The sequence below is a fragment of the Pseudomonas lyxosi genome (assembly GCF_047758685.1).
Lineage (GTDB): Bacteria > Pseudomonadota > Gammaproteobacteria > Pseudomonadales > Pseudomonadaceae > Aquipseudomonas > Aquipseudomonas lyxosi.
This window is the reverse complement of the sequence record NZ_CP180481.1, coordinates 662,833-679,874: the sequence shown is the minus strand read 5'-3', so window position 1 is coordinate 679,874 and position 17,042 is coordinate 662,833. Positions and strand designations below refer to the sequence as shown.

Annotated in this window: 18 protein-coding genes; 14 read left to right on the top strand and 4 right to left on the bottom strand. The window is 60.4% G+C overall.

Annotated elements, in window-relative coordinates; translation table 11 throughout:
* Positions 1-25: 25 nt before the first annotated feature.
* Together ACMXYI_RS03275 and ACMXYI_RS03270 are read right to left on the bottom strand one after the other, a co-directional pair.
* Positions 26-1,744 carry a C13 family peptidase gene (locus ACMXYI_RS03275; protein WP_415771639.1) on the bottom strand — a complete coding sequence of 573 codons (1,719 nt, stop codon included), beginning with the start codon at positions 1,742-1,744 and terminating at the stop codon, positions 26-28.
* A 112-nt stretch (positions 1,745-1,856) separates the two neighbouring features.
* The gene (locus tag ACMXYI_RS03270; protein WP_415771638.1) at positions 1,857-2,312 is read right to left on the bottom strand and encodes a MaoC family dehydratase; all 456 of its coding nucleotides are present in this window, start codon (positions 2,310-2,312) and stop codon (positions 1,857-1,859) included.
* 195 nt (positions 2,313-2,507) lie between these two features.
* Between ACMXYI_RS03270 and ACMXYI_RS03265 the strand changes: the two genes are divergently transcribed.
* From ACMXYI_RS03265 to ACMXYI_RS03255, 3 genes are read left to right on the top strand one after another with little or no spacing between them, the layout of a single operon-like run.
* Positions 2,508-2,870, top strand: a complete 363-nt coding sequence (locus tag ACMXYI_RS03265) for a CidA/LrgA family protein (RefSeq protein WP_129440876.1) — start codon at positions 2,508-2,510, stop codon at positions 2,868-2,870.
* Positions 2,867-3,583, top strand: a complete 717-nt coding sequence (locus tag ACMXYI_RS03260; RefSeq protein ID WP_415771636.1) for an LrgB family protein — start codon at positions 2,867-2,869, stop codon at positions 3,581-3,583. Before ACMXYI_RS03265 ends, ACMXYI_RS03260 begins: the two co-directional genes overlap by 4 nt.
* A 10-nt stretch (positions 3,584-3,593) precedes the next feature.
* The gene (locus ACMXYI_RS03255; protein ID WP_084319700.1) at positions 3,594-4,184 is read left to right on the top strand and encodes an LON peptidase substrate-binding domain-containing protein; all 591 of its coding nucleotides are present in this window, start codon (positions 3,594-3,596) and stop codon (positions 4,182-4,184) included.
* Between the two features lie 181 nt (positions 4,185-4,365).
* Here the strand turns inward: ACMXYI_RS03255 and ACMXYI_RS03250 are convergent, their stop codons facing one another.
* Positions 4,366-5,682: a bifunctional DedA family/phosphatase PAP2 family protein gene (locus ACMXYI_RS03250; protein ID WP_415771635.1), complete on the bottom strand. Its 1,317-nt coding sequence runs from the start codon at positions 5,680-5,682 to the stop codon at positions 4,366-4,368.
* A 44-nt stretch (positions 5,683-5,726) separates the two neighbouring features.
* Positions 5,727-6,422, bottom strand: a complete 696-nt coding sequence (locus ACMXYI_RS03245) for a DNA-3-methyladenine glycosylase (RefSeq protein ID WP_415771634.1) — start codon at positions 6,420-6,422, stop codon at positions 5,727-5,729.
* 189 nt (positions 6,423-6,611) lie between these two features.
* Here ACMXYI_RS03245 and ACMXYI_RS03240 point away from each other — a divergent pair, with 189 nt between their 5' ends.
* From ACMXYI_RS03240 to lipB, 11 genes are all read left to right on the top strand, one after another.
* Positions 6,612-7,883: a glutamate-5-semialdehyde dehydrogenase gene (locus ACMXYI_RS03240; protein WP_415771632.1), complete on the top strand. Its 1,272-nt coding sequence runs from the start codon at positions 6,612-6,614 to the stop codon at positions 7,881-7,883.
* A 1-nt stretch (position 7,884) separates the two neighbouring features.
* Positions 7,885-8,574 carry a nicotinate-nucleotide adenylyltransferase gene (gene nadD / locus ACMXYI_RS03235; protein WP_415771630.1) on the top strand — a complete coding sequence of 230 codons (690 nt, stop codon included), beginning with the start codon at positions 7,885-7,887 and terminating at the stop codon, positions 8,572-8,574.
* 72 nt (positions 8,575-8,646) lie between these two features.
* A complete protein-coding gene (rsfS, locus tag ACMXYI_RS03230) occupies positions 8,647-9,141 on the top strand; it encodes a ribosome silencing factor (RefSeq protein WP_415771628.1) in 495 nt (164 codons plus the stop codon).
* 9 nt (positions 9,142-9,150) lie between these two features.
* Positions 9,151-9,618 (top strand): 23S rRNA (pseudouridine(1915)-N(3))-methyltransferase RlmH, encoded by a 468-nt coding sequence (gene rlmH, locus ACMXYI_RS03225; protein ID WP_007937439.1) that lies wholly within the window; start codon positions 9,151-9,153, stop codon positions 9,616-9,618.
* A gap of 10 nt (positions 9,619-9,628) precedes the next feature.
* A complete protein-coding gene (gene mrdA, locus ACMXYI_RS03220) occupies positions 9,629-11,524 on the top strand; it encodes a penicillin-binding protein 2 (protein WP_415771626.1) in 1,896 nt (631 codons plus the stop codon).
* A gap of 31 nt (positions 11,525-11,555) precedes the next feature.
* Positions 11,556-12,659, top strand: a complete 1,104-nt coding sequence (rodA, locus tag ACMXYI_RS03215) for a rod shape-determining protein RodA (protein WP_161990844.1) — start codon at positions 11,556-11,558, stop codon at positions 12,657-12,659.
* A gap of 17 nt (positions 12,660-12,676) precedes the next feature.
* A complete protein-coding gene (gene mltB, locus ACMXYI_RS03210; protein WP_415771625.1) occupies positions 12,677-13,687 on the top strand; it encodes a lytic murein transglycosylase B in 1,011 nt (336 codons plus the stop codon).
* The gene (locus ACMXYI_RS03205) at positions 13,687-14,697 is read left to right on the top strand and encodes a septal ring lytic transglycosylase RlpA family protein (protein WP_415771623.1); all 1,011 of its coding nucleotides are present in this window, start codon (positions 13,687-13,689) and stop codon (positions 14,695-14,697) included. The genes mltB and ACMXYI_RS03205 overlap by 1 nt, the downstream gene beginning before the upstream one ends.
* 184 nt (positions 14,698-14,881) lie before the next feature.
* Entirely contained in the window at positions 14,882-16,039 is a 1,158-nt protein-coding gene (locus tag ACMXYI_RS03200; RefSeq protein WP_415771621.1) for a D-alanyl-D-alanine carboxypeptidase family protein, read from the top strand.
* Between the two features lie 80 nt (positions 16,040-16,119).
* Positions 16,120-16,395 (top strand): DUF493 domain-containing protein, encoded by a 276-nt coding sequence (locus tag ACMXYI_RS03195; RefSeq protein ID WP_129440902.1) that lies wholly within the window; start codon positions 16,120-16,122, stop codon positions 16,393-16,395.
* On the top strand, positions 16,395-17,042 hold the full coding sequence (gene lipB / locus ACMXYI_RS03190) for a lipoyl(octanoyl) transferase LipB (RefSeq protein WP_008152829.1): 648 nt from the start codon (positions 16,395-16,397) through the stop codon (positions 17,040-17,042). Before ACMXYI_RS03195 ends, lipB begins: the two co-directional genes overlap by 1 nt.

Here is a 17,042-nt window from a genome sequence, read left to right as displayed (position 1 = left end):
TGTTTCCCCCTTGATACTATTCAGCTTAGTTGCTCTTTGCATCCTTGTTGCTGATAGAGACACTTTGTAGTGCTTTTCGTGCCTGCTGCTTGCGTAACAGCTGCCAGTGAGAGAGAACGGTTTTCGGCGCCCAGATCTGCGGTTCAGAGGCTTCGAAGCTGTCCGCCAGTTCACGTTCGGCGACGGTGGCCTTGGCCAGTTTGAAGGCTTGCTCCAGATCGTCGGTCTGGTTCAGTGCCTGGGCGAACAGCGCATCGCCGAAGTAGGTGAAGTTGGCTTCTTCCGAGCAGCCGAAGGACACGCGGTCAGCGCGCGAGGCGGTCATGATCAGGGTGCGTTCATCCTTGAGCGCGGGAATGAAGCCACCGGAGTAACAGGACGAAATCACGATGATCTTGTCGCGGTTTTTCAGCGGAGAGAGCACCGCGGCGAGTTCGTCGGCCGGCAGATCGGACAGTTCCATGCGCGGCTGGTCGAGCACCAGTTCGTGTTCGCTGGTGCCGTGACTGGTCATGTAGATAAAGATCAAGTCTTCCGGGCCACTGCGTTCGGCCAGGGCGGCGGCGGCGCGGCGCAGGTTTTCCCGGGTGGCCATCGGCCGGTCGACGAGGTGGTCGCGATGGTTCACCAGGCGGATCTGGCCAAACGCACCAAAGCGGCTGCTGAGCATGTTGCTGACGTAATCGGACTCGCGCAGGAACACGCTTTGCTTGCCGTCACCGCCAAGGGTCAAGGTATACAACTCGACCGCCGGGGTTGAAGCCGGCACGTTGGACAGTGCATCGTCGAGCAAACGGCCCTGGGCCAGCAAACCGAGTTCCAGGCTGTCGGGCAGCAGCTTGCCATCGGCATCGCGAACGCGCTGACCATTGATCCACGTACCGCTTTGCACCGTGCCGTCAGTCAGCACCAGGGTGCCGTGCCCCGAGTAACTGTCACCGTCGAACTGGCCGATGTAGAAGCTGCCGTCGGACAGGTTCAATCGACCTTGGCCGGTGAAACGCCAGTCACTGAACTGGCCGATGTAATGGCTGCCGTCGGCGCCGATCAACTCGCCCTTGCCGTTCAGCGAACCTTCCTTGAATTGACCGAGCCAGACATCACCGTCGGCGTTCTCGTAACGGCCCTTACCGTGCAGTTGGTTGTTCTTGAAGCCGCCGACATAGATATCGCCATCGGCGCTGTTGAAAGTCCCGTTGCCTTCGAGCTGACCGTCGACGAAATGCCCGGTGAACTGATTGCCGCTGGCGTCGCCCCGCTGGCCTTCGCCGTTGGGTTTGCCGTGGGCAAACTGGCCCTGATAGGAGCTGCCGTCTTCGAGCTCGAGACGACCGAGCCCTGAATATTGATCGGCCTTGAATTCACCGCGGTAGGTCATACCGTTTTCTTTGAGGGTGCCTTCGCCGTCCCGTCGACCGGCTTTGAATCCGCCGGTGAAGCTGCTGCCGCTGGTGGTCAGTGTGCCCTTGCCGTCGAACAGCCCTAGATTGAATCCCCCGCGATAGACTTCGCCGTTGCTGCCGTGCCATTCGCCCTGGCCATGCCACTGGCCCTTGTCGAAGTCGCCGGCGTACCAGCTGCCGTTCGGGTAATCGATACGGCCCTGGCCTTGCAGCAATCCGTTGACCAGTTCACCGCGATAGCGTCCGCCGTCCGGCAAGCGGGCGTCGGGGGGCAACAGCGATTCGCCGTCGCCGCAAGCGGTGAGCAATAGGGTCAGAGCGAGGAGTGCAAGTGGGCGCATAGCGGGATCCGGGCAATTAGGCGACCGAGTATGCCGCAGCTGTTTGACCTTATATAGCCAGGAAACAGGAGAGGGCGCGAAACAGCATGAGCTGCTTCGCATCCGGGATGGGTTACACGAAGCAGAGGGACAGTGGTTCGGCGATGTAGGCCGGTTTTTCCGAGCCTTCGATCTCAAGCGTGGCGGTGGCCTTGAGCAGCCATTGACCGGGCTTTTTCTCGATGACTTCGTTCATGTCGACCTTGAGTCGTACCCTGGAATTGACCTTCACTGGCTGGATGAAGCGCACGGTATCCAGGCCGTAGTTGACCACCATCTTCGCCCCTTCAGGGAGAATCAGGATGTCTTCCATCAGCTTGGGGATCAGCGACAGCGACAGGAAACCGTGTGCAATGGTGCTGCCAAATGGCGTTTGCGCGGCTTTGACCGGGTCGACGTGGATGAACTGATAGTCCCCTGTGGCTTCGGCGAACAGGTTGATGCGCTCCTGATCGATGGTGAGCCATTCGGAACGTCCGAGTTCCTTGCCGACATAATCTTTGAGCTCTGCAACTGGAACATAGGGCATTGAGACTCTCCTTGGGTTCATCGGTTTTATAGTTTTGAGGTGGGGGGATTTGACCTCCCGGATTACCACTTTAGATCAACATGGCAAATGGCTCCGGTCAACTGACCATGATTTTGGCGAATGCCGGTCTATAGCGTTGGCGTGCTTATAATGCTCGGCCCGCTTGTGCGGGATGATATTGGCGGGAGATGACGGATGTTGTTACGTGGCCTGACCTGGCTGGTGCTGTTCCAATTGCTGGGCACAGCCATCAACCACTTGTTTTTACCGGTACTGCCGGGGCCGATTGTCGGCCTGCTGTTGCTGCTGGTGTTCCTGATCAGTCGTGGCCAGGTCGGCGAACCGCTGAACCTCGCGGCCAGCAGCCTGCTGCGTTACCTGCCGTTGCTGCTGGTACCGCCAGCCGTGGGTGTGATGGTTTACGCCAAAGACATTGCCGCGGATTTCTGGGCCATCGTCGGTGCGCTGGTGTTGTCACTGTTGCTGTCCCTGGCCTTCGCTGGCGTGCTGATGCAGCGCATGGTCAAGCGTCATGCTCATCGTGAGGACGGCCAATGATCCTCGACTGGCACGGCGCCTGGACGTCGGTGATTCATCATCCATTGTTCGGCATCGGTATTACGCTGGGGGCTTATCAGTTGGTGCTGGCGGCGTTCGAGAAAACTCGCTGGATCTTTCTGCAGCCGGTGCTGGTCTCGATGCTGCTGGTGATCGGCGTATTGGTGGGTTGCGGTCTGACCTATGCCGAGTACCGCAAGAGCACCGAGATCCTCAGTATCCTGCTAGGGCCTGCGACCGTTGCGCTGGCTGTGCCGCTGTACCTCAATCTGCGACGCATTCGGCAGTTGTTCTGGCCGATATTTACTACGCTGGTGATAGGTGGCGTCGTCGCCACCGGCATGGGCGTATTGCTGGGCTGGTCGTTTGGTGCCGAACACATGATCCTGATGACCATGGCGCCGAAGTCGGTGACGTCGCCGATTGCCATGCTGGTGGCAGAGCAGATCGGTGGCGTCGCGGCGCTGGCGGCAGTGTTCGTGTTGATTACCGGGGTGATCGGGGCGATATTCGGGCCGAGTCTTTTGACCAGGCTGGGTGTGCACAGCCCTGAGGCGCGCGGTATGGCACTGGGCATGACGGCGCACGCGGTAGGCACTGCGGTGGCAATGCAGGAAAATGAAGAATGCGGCGCCTTCGCGGCGCTGGCGATGAGTCTGATGGGCGTGGCCACGGCAGTTTTCCTGCCGTTGGCGGTGTCGATGGTGGTGTAAGGAAATGTCTATGAGCTTGCCGCTTTTTCCGCTGAACACGGTGTTGTTTCCTGGTTGCATCCTCGATTTGCAGATCTTCGAGGCGCGCTACCTGGACATGATCAGTCGCTGCATGAAACAGGGCGGCGGCTTCGGCGTGGTGTGCATCCTCGACGGCGAAGAAGTCGGCATCGCCCCGGCGGGCTATGCGCTGGTCGGATGCGAGGCGCTGATCACTGATTTCAAACAGCAGGACAATGGCTTGCTGGGCATTCGGGTACAGGGCGGACGGCGTTTCCACGTGTTGCGCACCGAGGTTCAGCGCGATCAGCTGACCGTCGCCGAGGTCGAGTGGCTGGAGGACGAACCTGAGCAACCGCTGCAGGACGAAGACGCCGACTTGGTTGCGCTGCTCAAAGCCTTGGCCGAACACCCGATGGTCGAAGCGTTGAACATGGGTACCGAAGCAACCGGGCAGCAGTCACTGGCCAATCAGTTGGCGTATCTGTTGCCGTTTGCCGAGGTGGACAAGATCGACCTGCTGCAACTCGATGATCCGCAGCAGCGACTGGATGCGATTCAGGCGCTGCTGGATGAGTTGCAGGGTGAGTTGTTTGCCTGACACCCGCTAAAAGATCGCAGCCCGTAGCAGCTGTCGAGCCTGCGAGGCTGCGTTCGAGGACGAAGTCCTCGCAAATCCTGCTTATGCGGTTTACCTGAAAGACCGCGTTGTCTGGTTTTACGACGGCTTCGCCCTCGAACGCAGCCTCGCAGGCTCGGCAGCTGCTACAGGTAATTCGGCATCAATACGCATATCTCAACATCGCATGCGGCAAATGCCGCAACGCGAAGAACCCGAACAGCGCCACCATCGCCGGAAGCACCAGCCACCAGACCTTCGGTGGCATGGCGTTGAGCGGTGCCGGGCGCTGATTCAGCCACAAACTCGCGGCACACACGCACGCTGCCAGCATCGCGCCGGCCAACACATCCGTTGGCCAGTGCGCGCCCAGGTACACCCGCGACAGGGCAATCGCCAGTGCCGGCAAGCAACCTAGCAGCAGCCAGGTCAGGCGCATGCGCGGCGGTTGTCCGCGGCCGGCCAGCACGGCCAGCGTCAGAAACAGCGCAAAAGAGCCCGAGGCGTGACCGCTGGGCATGCTGTAGCTGGTCAGAGGATCGCTCAACACTTCCGGGCGTACGCGGGCGAAAAAGTGTTTGGTCACGGTGTTGCCCAGCGCGGTGCACAGCAAGGTGCTACCGGCGAAAATCGCCTGGCGCCATTGCCGGGTGAGCAACAGCAAACCCGTCAGCAGGGCGCTGAACAACAGCATGTTGCGAAACTCGCCGATCAGCGTGAACGTCACCGCCACTTCATCGAGCATCGGGCTGCGATGTTCCTGCACCAGGGTCATCACACCCTGATCGAGGGCGGTCAGGTGCGGATAGCCGATAAACAGTCCCGCCAGAATCAGAAAGCTCATTCCGGTAATCAGCATCGTCGCTTTGCGATGACGGCGCAGACTGCTGGTGGCACTCAAGCCCACCATGACGACGATGCTGCCGGCGACGATGCCGGCCTCAGGCCAGAAGCCCTCTGGCAACGGCAAGCGAATTGCCGCCCCCGTGGCCCAGCCGGGCAGCAGATACGCGACGCTCCAACCGGCGGCGGCCAGCAGGCTGACGGCGGCGAAACGCGGGAAGGGCATGTCGAACATCCCGGCGACCATCGGCAACATCGGCCGCAGCGGACCGATGAAGCGCCCGACCAACAGGCTGGCGATGCCGTAGCGCTGGAAATACGCCTCGGCCCCGGCGATCCATTCCGGATGATGGCGCAACCCTGGCAAACGCCGGATGTTCTGATGGAAATGTCGCCCGAGGAAGTACGAAATGATGTCGCCCAGCACGCCGCCGAGGAACCCCAGCAACAGCGTTTCGCCCAGCGACAGCGCGCCGCTGCCGGCCAGTACCGCCACGGCAAACAGCAGCACTGTGCCGGGCACGATCAGCCCGGCAATCGCCAGGCATTCCACGCAGGCCACTATGAACACCGCCGCGGCCAGCCATTGCGGGTTGACCGTCAACCAACCGGTCACGCTATCGAGCCATTGGCCCATAAAAACAACTCCCTCTTATTGATTGACCCCCGCAGGAGTTGTACTCACAGCAAAAAATAATCGCGACCTTCGACCTGCCCCCGTCGCAACGGGTTTCTCGTGCAATACGGCGCGTAAGCCGCATCGACGAAGCGGTACATCAAATGCTCATCGCGCCCGTGGGGAATGCCCAAACGCGTGGTTTGTATGATGTGAACGGGTGCCGGGCCGACATCTTCCACCAGCAGCACTTCATGGTCGAAGCGCTTGGCGTCCCAGACCGGCACCTTCAGGCCCAGCGCCTTGCAGAGCAAAGTCTGTCCGGCACAAAGCTTTTGCGAGGGGCGAGGGCGACCTTGGGCGTCGGGATTGTTCAACAGCATCTGCGCCAGGCTCGCCGGCCCGCTCAAGTCATCGACCCACGGATAGGCGGATTTGATCAGCACAGCGTTGCCCGGCCCCTGAGCGCTGAAGTTCAGGGAATCGCCACCCCGGGCGTAATACATATAGATATGGCCGCCATCCAGAAACAAAGCCTTACGTTTTTCTGTGTAGCCGAGGGAGGCGTGGCTGCCTTTTTCTTCGAAGTAATAGGCTTCAGTCTCAATAATCCGGGCGCTGAGCCACAGGTCGCCGACCCGGTGACGGATGACTTTGCCGAGTAGATCCCGCGCCAGTGTTTGAGCATCTCTGTCGAAAAATGCATCCGCGAGCCCCTTGGACAGGCTCGTCGCGGACGTGGGAACAGTCAGGTTGGTCATGATGAACGGCGTTTATCAGGGCTGATTGAGTCGTGATGATAACAATTTGCAGCTTAATCACGGCTGAACGTCGGCAAATTGCCCTCCATTTCGACCATCCGCCCGTCACCGCTGTTAGTCCCGGGACGCGACAGCTATAATCTGCCGCTTTACTCTTTACCAAGACCTTAGCAAAGACCACCACAGACAATGACTGAGTCCGTTCTTGACTACATGACCCGATTGGGTCGCGCTGCCCGCGAAGCTTCTCGCGTCATCGGCCGTGCCAGCACCGCGCAGAAAAACCGCGCCTTGCAGGCTGCTGCCAATGCGTTGGACGCCGCACGCGCCGAGCTGACGGCTGCCAATGAACTGGATTTGGCCGCTGGCCGTGCCAATGGTCTTGAACCGGCATTGCTTGAGCGTCTGGCGCTGACCCCGGACCGCATCGACGGCATGATCGTCGGTCTGCGTCAGGTGGCGGCTCTGCCGGACCCGGTCGGCGCGATCCGCGACATGAGCTTTCGCCCGTCGGGTATTCAGGTCGGCAAGATGCGCGTGCCGTTGGGCGTGATCGGGATCATCTACGAGTCCCGGCCGAACGTGACCATCGATGCCGCCAGCCTGTGCCTGAAGTCTGGCAACGCGACCATCCTGCGCGGCGGTTCCGAGGCGATTCATTCCAACCGTGCCATTGCCGCCTGCATCCAGCGCGGTCTGGCCGAAGCCGATTTGCCTGCCGCCGTGGTGCAAGTGGTCGAAACCACTGACCGTGCCGCCGTTGGCGCACTGATCACCATGCCAGAATACGTCGACGTTATCGTGCCCCGTGGCGGTCGTGGCCTGATCGAGCGCGTTAGCCGTGACGCGCGCGTGCCGGTTATCAAGCATCTGGACGGCATCTGCCACGTCTACGTCAGTGCCCACGCCGACCTGCCGAAAGCCCAACGCATCGCCTTCAATGCCAAGACTTACCGCTATGGCATCTGCGGTGCCATGGAAACCCTGCTGGTGGACCAATCGGTCGCCAAGGATTTCCTGCCATCGATGGCTGCACAGTTCCGCGAAAAAGGCGTCGAGCTGCGCGGCTGCGAACGCACCCGGGCGATCATCGAGGCTGTTGCCGCTAGCGAAGACGACTGGAGCACCGAATACCTGGCGCCGATTCTTTCGATCCGTGTGGTCGACGGGCTGGACCAGGCCATCGAACACATTAATAAGTACGGCTCCCATCACACCGATTCGATCGTCAGCGAAAACCTTGCTGACACCCGGCGTTTCGTCGCGGAAGTCGATTCGTCGTCGGTAATGATTAACACCCCGACGTGCTTCGCTGATGGCTTCGAATACGGATTGGGTGCCGAGATTGGCATTTCTACTGATAAGCTGCACGCCCGCGGCCCGGTGGGCCTCGAAGGTCTGACCTGCGAGAAGTACATCGTGGTCGGTGATGGCCAGTTGCGCGGCCAGGCGTCGGACTGACTTGGGCGACCTCGACCTGTCAGCCCCGGAAACCGCCAGCGAGCCTGCGCCTCGACGCATCGGCATACTGGGCGGGACCTTCGACCCGGTGCACATCGGCCATTTGCGCAGTGCGCTGGAAGTCGCCGAATCGCTGGCGCTCGATGAGCTGCGTCTGACACCCAGTGCCAGACCACCTCATCGCGGTACGCCGCAGGTGTCGGCGAAAGACCGTCTGGCGATGGTCGAGTGCGCGGTGGCCGGTGTGGCGCCGCTGGTGGTGGACGCCCGCGAATTGCAGCGGGACAAACCGTCCTACACCATCGACACCCTGGAACTGATGCGCGCCGAACTGGCCGCTGAAGACCAGGTTTTTCTACTTTTGGGCTGGGACGCATTTTGCGGCCTGCCCACTTGGCACCGCTGGGAAGAGTTGCTCCAGCATTGCCACATCCTGGTGCTGCAACGCCCGGATGCCGACAGCGAACCGCCGGATGCCTTGCGCAATCTGTTGGCGGCACGCTCGGTGAGCGACCCGCTGGCCCTCAAAGGGCCGAGCGGACAGATTGCATTCGTCTGGCAGACACCGCTCGCGGTATCCGCCACCCAGATCCGTCAACTGCTGGCCAGCGGTAAGTCGGTACGTTTCCTGGTGCCCGACGCGGTCCTGGCCTACATCGATGCGCACGGTCTCTACCGTGCGTCGAACTGAAAAAGGGAGCGCTTCAAAACACGTGAACGCGTGTACCGAAGCGCCCGAACATACGAGCAAAACGAGTTTTATATGACGAACAAAGACGTAACTAAAGTAAAGCGCAAAGGCACGTTCAAGAGCGCCCCTCTGCCAGTAGAGGCTCTAACCGGGCCCGAGCTGCGCGGCGAAGAGCTGGTCAAGGTTGCCGTAGCGGCCCTGGAAGACGTGAAGGGCCAGGACATCCAGGTAATCGACGTTCGTGAAAAGCAGAGCATCACTGACTTCATGATCATCGCTACCGGTACTTCGAACCGTCAGATCGGCGCGATGCTGGACAAGGTCCGCGAAGCGGTCAAAGCCCTGGGCGTCAAGCCACTGGGTGAAGAAGGCAAGGGCGACAGCGACTGGGTCCTGCTGGATATGGATGACGTCATCGTGCACATGATGACCGCTTCGGCTCGTCAGTTTTACGACCTGGAGCGTCTGTGGTCCGGTGCAGAACAGAGTCGTGCTCTGAACGCGGCTCACCACAGCCCGGAAAACACCCATGAGCACTTCGTCAAGCTCAACAAAGACCAGCAATAAGGGACCGCTGTGCGACTGCGACTGATCGCCGTCGGTTCACGCATGCCCAAGTGGGTGGAAGAAGGCTGGCATGAATATGCCAAGCGTCTTCCGTCCGAGCTGGCGCTGGAACTGGTGGAAATACCGCTCAACACCCGTGGCAAGAACGCCGACGTGGCGCGCTTCATCCGTCAGGAAGGCGAAGCCATGCTGGCCAAGGTCGGGCCGAACGAGCGCGTTGTGACCCTCGAAGTCCATGGCAAGCCCTGGAGCACCGAGCAGCTGGCGGTCGAGCTCGATCGCTGGCGGCTGGACTCGCGCACGGTGAATTTCATGGTCGGCGGCCCCGAAGGGCTGGCGCCGGAAGTCTGTGCCCGGGCCGATCAGCGCTGGTCGCTCTCGCCGTTGACGTTGCCGCACCCGCTGGTGCGAATCCTGATCGGCGAACAGCTGTATCGTGCCTGGACAGTCCTGTCCGGCCACCCTTACCACAAGTAGTTCTGCCCTCATGCCCCAGCCGATCCGCATCAAGGACCACGAAAAAGACGCCCGTCTGGTGCGTGGCCGCGTCGTGTTCGGGGCAATTGCGGTCGTGACGCTTATCGCTGTGCTGATCGCGCGGCTGTATTTCCTTCAGGTGATCCAGTACGAGTACCACTCGACTCTGTCGGAAAACAACCGCGTCCATGTGCAGCCGATTCCGCCAACTCGCGGGTTGATCTTCGATCGCAATGGCGTGGTGGTGGCGGATAACCGGCCCAGCTTCAGCCTGAGCATGACCCGCGAGCGCTCCGGCGACTGGCAGCAAGTGCTCGACGTGATCGTCGAAGTGCTGGCGCTGACGCCCGAGGACCGGGTGATCTTCGAGAAACGCATGCGTCAGGGGCGCCGGCCGTTCGAGCCGGTGCCGATCCTGTTCGAGCTGACCGAAGAACAGATCGCCCGCATCGCGGTGAATCAGTTCCGTCTGCCGGGCGTGGAAGTGGTCGCGCAGTTGGTGCGTCACTATCCGCAGGGCGCGCACTTTGCGCACTCGGTGGGATATATGGGGCGGATCAACGAGAAAGAGCTCAAGTCTCTGGACCCGGTGAGTTACAGCGGCACCCATCAAATTGGCAAAACCGGCATCGAGCGCTTCTACGAGCCCGAATTGCACGGTCAGGTCGGTTACGAAGAAGTCGAGACCAACGCCCGTGGCCGCGTGCTGCGGGTACTCAAACGTACCGAACCGATTTCCGGCAAGGACATCGTCCTGAGCCTGGACATCAAATTGCAGGAGGCCGCCGAAGCTGCACTCGGTGGTCGCCGTGGCGCAGTGGTAGCGCTGGACCCGAAAACCGGCGAAGTCCTGGCGATGGTCAGTCAGCCGAGTTTTGACCCGAACCTGTTCGTCACCGGCATCAGTTTCAAGGCCTATTCCGAGCTGCGCGATTCCATTGATCGGCCGCTGTTCAACCGCGTGCTGCGCGGCCTGTACCCGCCGGGCTCGACCATCAAACCGGCCGTGGCAATTGCCGGCCTGGATGCTGGCGTTGTGAACGCGTCGAGTCGGGTGTATGACCCCGGCTATTACCAGTTGCCCAACTACGATCACAAATACCGTAACTGGAACCGTACCGGTGACGGCTACGTCGATCTGGACACGGCGATCATGCGGTCCAACGACACCTACTTCTACGACCTGGCCCACAAACTGGGAATCGATCGGCTATCGGCGTACATGAGCAAGTTCGGCATCGGCCAGAAGGTTTCGCTGGACATGTTCGAAGAGTCGCCGGGACTGATGCCTACCCGTGAATGGAAGCGTGCAACCCGGCGCCAGGCCTGGTTCCCCGGGGAAACGCTGATTCTCGGGATCGGTCAGGGCTACATGCAGTCAACGCCATTGCAACTGGCCCAGGCCACGGCGCTGGTCGCGAACAAGGGTGTCTGGAACCGTCCGCACCTGGCCAAGACCGTCGAAGGCGAGCGGCCGAAGGATGAAAACCCGATGCCGGACATCATCCTGCGTGACCCGTCCGACTGGACCAAGGTCAACCACGGCATGCAACAGGTGATGCACGGTGCCCGGGGTACGGCACGCAAAGCGGCGATCGGCGCTCAATACCGCATCGCGGGCAAAAGTGGTACGGCTCAGGTGGTCGCGATCAAGCAGGGTGAGAAGTACGACCGCTCCAAGGTCCAGGAGCGGCATCGCGACCACGCCTTGTTCGTCGGCTTCGCACCCGCCGACAATCCGCAAATCGTGGTGTCGGTGATGGTCGAGAACGGCGAGTCCGGTTCCGGCGTCGCCGCGCCCGTGGTGCGTCAAATCATGGACGCCTGGCTTCTGGACCAGGACGGTCGGTTGAAGGCCGAATACGCCAGCCCTATCAGTGCGGAGGCTACGGCCCGTGAAGAGTAATTTCGATCGCATCCTCTCCAGCGAGGATGTGATGCGTCGCCGCGCGACGCTGTTGCAACGCATGCACATCGACGGGCCGTTGCTGATCCTGCTGCTGACCCTCGCTGCCGGTAGCTTGTTCGTGCTGTATTCGGCCAGCGGCAAGAGCTGGGATCTGCTGGCCAAGCAGGCCACCTCATTCGGTATCGGCCTGGTGTCGATGATCGTCATCGCTCAGTTTGAACCGCGCTTCATGGCCCGTTGGGTGCCGGTCGGTTATGTGATCGGTGTGCTGTTGCTGGTGGTGGTGGACGTCATGGGCCACAACGCCATGGGCGCCACACGCTGGATCAACATCCCCGGGGTGATCCGCTTCCAGCCCTCGGAATTCATGAAGATTCTGATGCCGGCGACTATCGCCTGGTATCTGTCCAAGCGCACCTTGCCGCCGCAGCTCAAGCATGTGGGCGTCAGTCTGTTTCTGATCGGCTTGCCGTTCATCCTGATCGTGCGTCAGCCCGACCTCGGCACTTCGCTGCTGATCCTCGCCGGTGGCGCGTTCGTTCTGTTCATGGGTGGCCTGCGCTGGCGCTGGATTCTCAGCGTGATTGCCGCGGCTGTGCCGGTGGCGGTCGGCATGTGGTACTTCATCATGCACGACTACCAGAAGCAGCGAATCCTGACCTTCCTCGACCCCGAGAGTGATCCGCTGGGCACTGGCTGGAACATCATTCAATCGAAAGCCGCTATCGGTTCCGGCGGTGTGTTCGGCAAGGGCTGGTTGCTCGGCACCCAGTCGCACCTGGATTTCCTGCCGGAAAGCCACACCGACTTCATTATTGCGGTCATGGGCGAGGAATTCGGCCTGGTGGGTATCTGCGCACTGCTGCTGATTTACCTGTTGTTGATCGGCCGCGGACTGGTGATTACCGCCCAGGCCCAGACATTGTTCGGCAAATTGCTCGCGGGCAGCCTGACCATGACGTTTTTTGTTTACGTTTTCGTCAACATCGGTATGGTCAGTGGCCTGTTGCCGGTTGTAGGGGTGCCGTTGCCGTTCATTAGCTACGGAGGAACTTCGCTGGTGACGCTGCTGTCAGCGTTTGGGGTTTTGATGTCGATCCATACCCATCGTAAGTGGATCGCTCAGGTTTGAATAAGGTGAAGATTTCAATGCAAGTAATGCGTGGCTGGGCGACTCGATATGCGCCATGGGTCAGCCTGGTAAGCATCCTTGGCACAGCGCAGGAAGCGTTGGCCGGCGATTACGAAGGCTCACCGCAGGTGGCCGAATTCGTCGGTGAAATGACCCGCGACTACGGTTTCGCCGGTGAGCAGCTGATGGGCGTGTTCCGCGAAGCCGAGCGCAAGCAGTCGATTCTGGACGCGATCTCGAAACCTGCCGAGCGGGTCAAGCAGTGGAACGAGTATCGCCCGATGTTCATCACCGATGCGCGCATCGCCCGTGGTGTGGACTTCTGGCGTCAGCACGAGGCGGTACTGGCCCGTGCCGAACAGGAATACGGCGTACCGGCGCAGGTTATTGTTTCGATCATCGGCGTTGAGACCTTTTTCGGCCGCAATACCGGCAATTTTCGGGTAATCGACGCCTTGTCGACCCTGGGTTTCGACTATCCTCCCCGTGCCGAATTTTTCCGCAAGGAATTGCGTGAGTTCCTGTTGCTGGCTCGGGAAGAGCAGGTCGATCCGCTGACGCTCAAAGGCTCTTACGCCGGCGCGATGGGTTTGCCGCAGTTCATGCCGAGCAGTTTTCGCGCCTACGCGGTGGACTTTGACGGTGACGGCCACATTAATATCTGGACTAATCCGGACGATGCGATTGGCAGCGTCGCCAGTTATTTCAAGCGTCACGGCTGGGTCGCCGGCGAACCGGTGGTCAGCCGCGCCGATGTGCGTGGCGAACACGTGGACGAAGGTTTGACCACGGGCATCGAGCCGACTAAAACCGTCGGGGAGTTGCGGGCGCTGGGGTGGTCAAGTCATGATGCGCTGCGCGATGATATGCCGGTCACGGCTTTCCGCCTGGAAGGTGACAATGGCCCCGAATACTGGATGGGCCTGACGAATTTTTACGCAATCACGCGTTATAACCGCAGCGTGATGTACGCCATGGCCGTACATCAACTGTCTGAACAGCTGGTCCAAGCACGGGGCGTCAAGTAATGCGGGCATTGCCTATGAATAAACCCCTGAAGCTGATGGCATTCGCCGCGTTGGCGGTGCTGGTCGCCAGTTGTTCGACCAGCCGTGCGCCGACCCAAAAGTCTTCCACCGCCGTGCGCGCAGCGCCAGGCCTGGACATCAACCGCGCGCACAAAGATGGCGCGCCATGGTGGGACGTCGATGTATCGCGCATCCCGGATGCCACGCCGACCCTGCATACAGGTCCTTATAAAGCCAACCCATACACCGTGCTGGGCAAGACTTATTTCCCGTTGCAGGAATCCAAGACCTACGTGGCCTCGGGCACTGCGTCCTGGTATGGCACCAAGTTCCACGGTCAGAACACCGCCAATGGCGAGGTTTACGACCTGTACGGCATGAGCGCCGCGCACAAGACCCTGCCGCTGCCGAGTTACGTTCGGGTGACCAACCTGGACAACAACAAGAGCGTAGTCCTGCGAGTCAACGACCGCGGGCCGTTCTACTCGGACCGAATCATCGACTTGTCCTACGCGGCCGCCAAGAAGCTCGGCTATGCCGAAACCGGTACCGCGCGGGTCAAGGTCGAAGGCATTGACCCGCAGCAATGGTGGGCAGCCAAAGGCCGTCCGGCGCCTTTGATGCTTAACGAGCCGCAAATCTCGCAAAATAACGCCCCGACGATTACGGCTTCGGCCGGCACCGTCGAACAATGGACTCCACCGCCGCAGCAGCACGCCGCGGCCGTTGTGCCGGTGCCGCTCGATGCAAAAAAAAACGCTTCTGTACCAGCCTCTGGCCAGTATCTGCAGGTGGGCGCGTTCGCCAACCCGGACGCTGCAGAGCTCCTGAGATCGAAGCTCAGCGGGATGGTGAGCGCTCCGGTGTTCATCAGCTCGATCGTGCGCAATCAACAGACGCTGCATCGGGTGCGCCTGGGGCCGATCGGCTCGCCGGGTGAAATCCAGCAGGTGCAGAACAGCGTGCGAATGGCCAATCTCGGTTCGCCGAGCCTGGTCACTGCCGAGTAATACGTAGTACTTGATTGACGGTTCGCTTGCGGTTTGGGGGGTGGACCTGGTTGTTGGCTCGTTACAGAACAAAAGCCCGGCAAGGGTTATAGAGTGAACGACTGAACACGCGATGGCCCGTTAGAAGGCTGTCTGATTAGTTTTGCCCCTCAGGGCAGTTTCCATTAGCGATTTCGAGAGACGGATGAACATCACCACCTTTGCCAAACGCCTGTGTCTGCTAGTCCCGCTGCTCCTCTCGCCTGCCGCTTTCGCGGTCGAGATGATGCCGTCGCCACCACAACTGGCCGCCAAAGCCTATGTACTCATGGACGCCAGCAGCGGCAACGTGCTGGTGGAGAACAACGGTGACCAACGTCTGCCTCCGGCCAGCCTGACCAAGCTGATGACCGCGTACATCGCGACCCTGGAAATCCGTCGTGGCCAGATCGGCGAAAACGATCCGGTGACCGTCAGCGAAAACGCCTGGCGTACCGGCGGTTCGCGGATGTTCATCAAGGTCGGCTCGCAAGTCACTGTCAGCGACCTGCTGCACGGCATCATCATTCAGTCGGGTAACGACGCCAGTGTTGCGCTCTCCGAGCACATCGCCGGCAGCGAAGACGCCTTCGCTGACATGATGAACAAAACCGTGGCCGATCTGGGCATGACCAACAGCCACTTCATGAACCCGACCGGTCTGCCGAACCCGGAGCACTACTCGTCGGCTCACGACATGGCGGTGCTGGCTCGCGCAATCATCCACGAAGACCCGGCTCACTACGCGATCTACTCGCAGAAAGAGTTCTTCTGGAACGGCATCAAGCAACCAAACCGTAACCTGCTGCTGTGGCGCGACAAGACGGTCGACGGCCTGAAAACCGGTCACACCGACGAAGCCGGCTACTGCATGGTGTCTTCGGCAGTACGTGATGGCATGCGCCTTATCGCCGTGGTGTTCGGCACCAACAGCGAAGTGGCTCGCGCCTCCGAAACCCAGAAGCTGCTGACTTACGGTTTCCGCTTCTTCGAAACCCAGACGTTCTATCAGAAAGGCGCCGAGCTGGCTCAGGCTCCTGTCTGGAAAGGCACCACCAATCAAGTCAAGGCCGGCCTGGCTCAAGACCTGACCATGACCCTGCCAAAAGGCCAGCTGAAAAAGCTCGCCGCCAGCATGACCATGAACCCGCAACTGGTTGCGCCAATCGCCAAGGGCGACGTAATCGGTAAAGTCGAAGTGAAGCTGGACGACAAAGTCGTGCACAGCGCTGACCTGATCGCTCTGGACGCAGTCGACGAGGGTGGTATCTTCCGCCGCATGTGGGATAGCATCCGTCTATTCTTCTACGGCTTGTTCAACTGAATTAGTGTGGACTTGCATGGCCCTGTTCCAATCCGGAACGGGGCCATGTCCGTTGCCACGGCTTACGAGGCCGTTACGCCATGACAGACAACGAAGTAAAGGCGCCAAAAATCGAATTCCCCTGCGCGGATTACCCTATCAAGGTGATCGGCGACACAGGCGTGGGTTTCAAGGACAAGATCATCGCGATCCTTGAGAAACACGCGACCGTTGACCACAAGACCCTGGCCGAGCGCCAGAGTACCAACGGCAAGTACACGACCATCCAGCTGCACATCATCGCCACCGGTCAAGAACAGCTGTACGACATCAACAGCGAGTTGCGGGCTACCGGTTTCGTGCACATGGTGCTGTGATGTCTGGCACGCTGGGCTTTCGCGAGCTCGGCCAGATGGCTTACGAGCCGGTCTGGCATGCCATGCAGCGCTTCACCAACGAACGCGGCAGCGATGCCGCGGACGAGATCTGGCTGGTCGAGCACCCACCGGTGTTCACCCAGGGGCAGGCCGGCAAGGCTGAGCACTTGTTGCTCCCGGGAGATATTCCGGTGGTAAAGGTTGATCGCGGTGGTCAGGTGACTTATCACGGTCCCGGCCAATTGGTGGCCTACCTGTTGCTCGATGTACGCAAGCTGGGTTTCGGCGTGCGTGACCTGGTCAGCCGCATGGAACAGTGCCTGATCGAGTTGCTGGCCAGCTATGGCGTCACTGCCGTGGCCAAGCCGGATGCTCCGGGTGTCTACGTCAATGGGGCGAAAATCGCTTCTCTGGGTCTGCGGATCCGCCACGGTTGCTCCTTTCATGGCTTGGCCCTGAACGTGGACATGAACCTGGAACCGTTTCGACGGATTAATCCCTGCGGCTACGCCGGGCTGGCGATGACCCAGCTGAGCGATCACGCAGGATCGATTGAATTTGCCGAGGTAAGTGCCCGGCTGCGCGCGCAGCTCGTCAAACACCTCGACTATGCTGAGCAGACGACCCTAACGGGCGGAATCGACTGA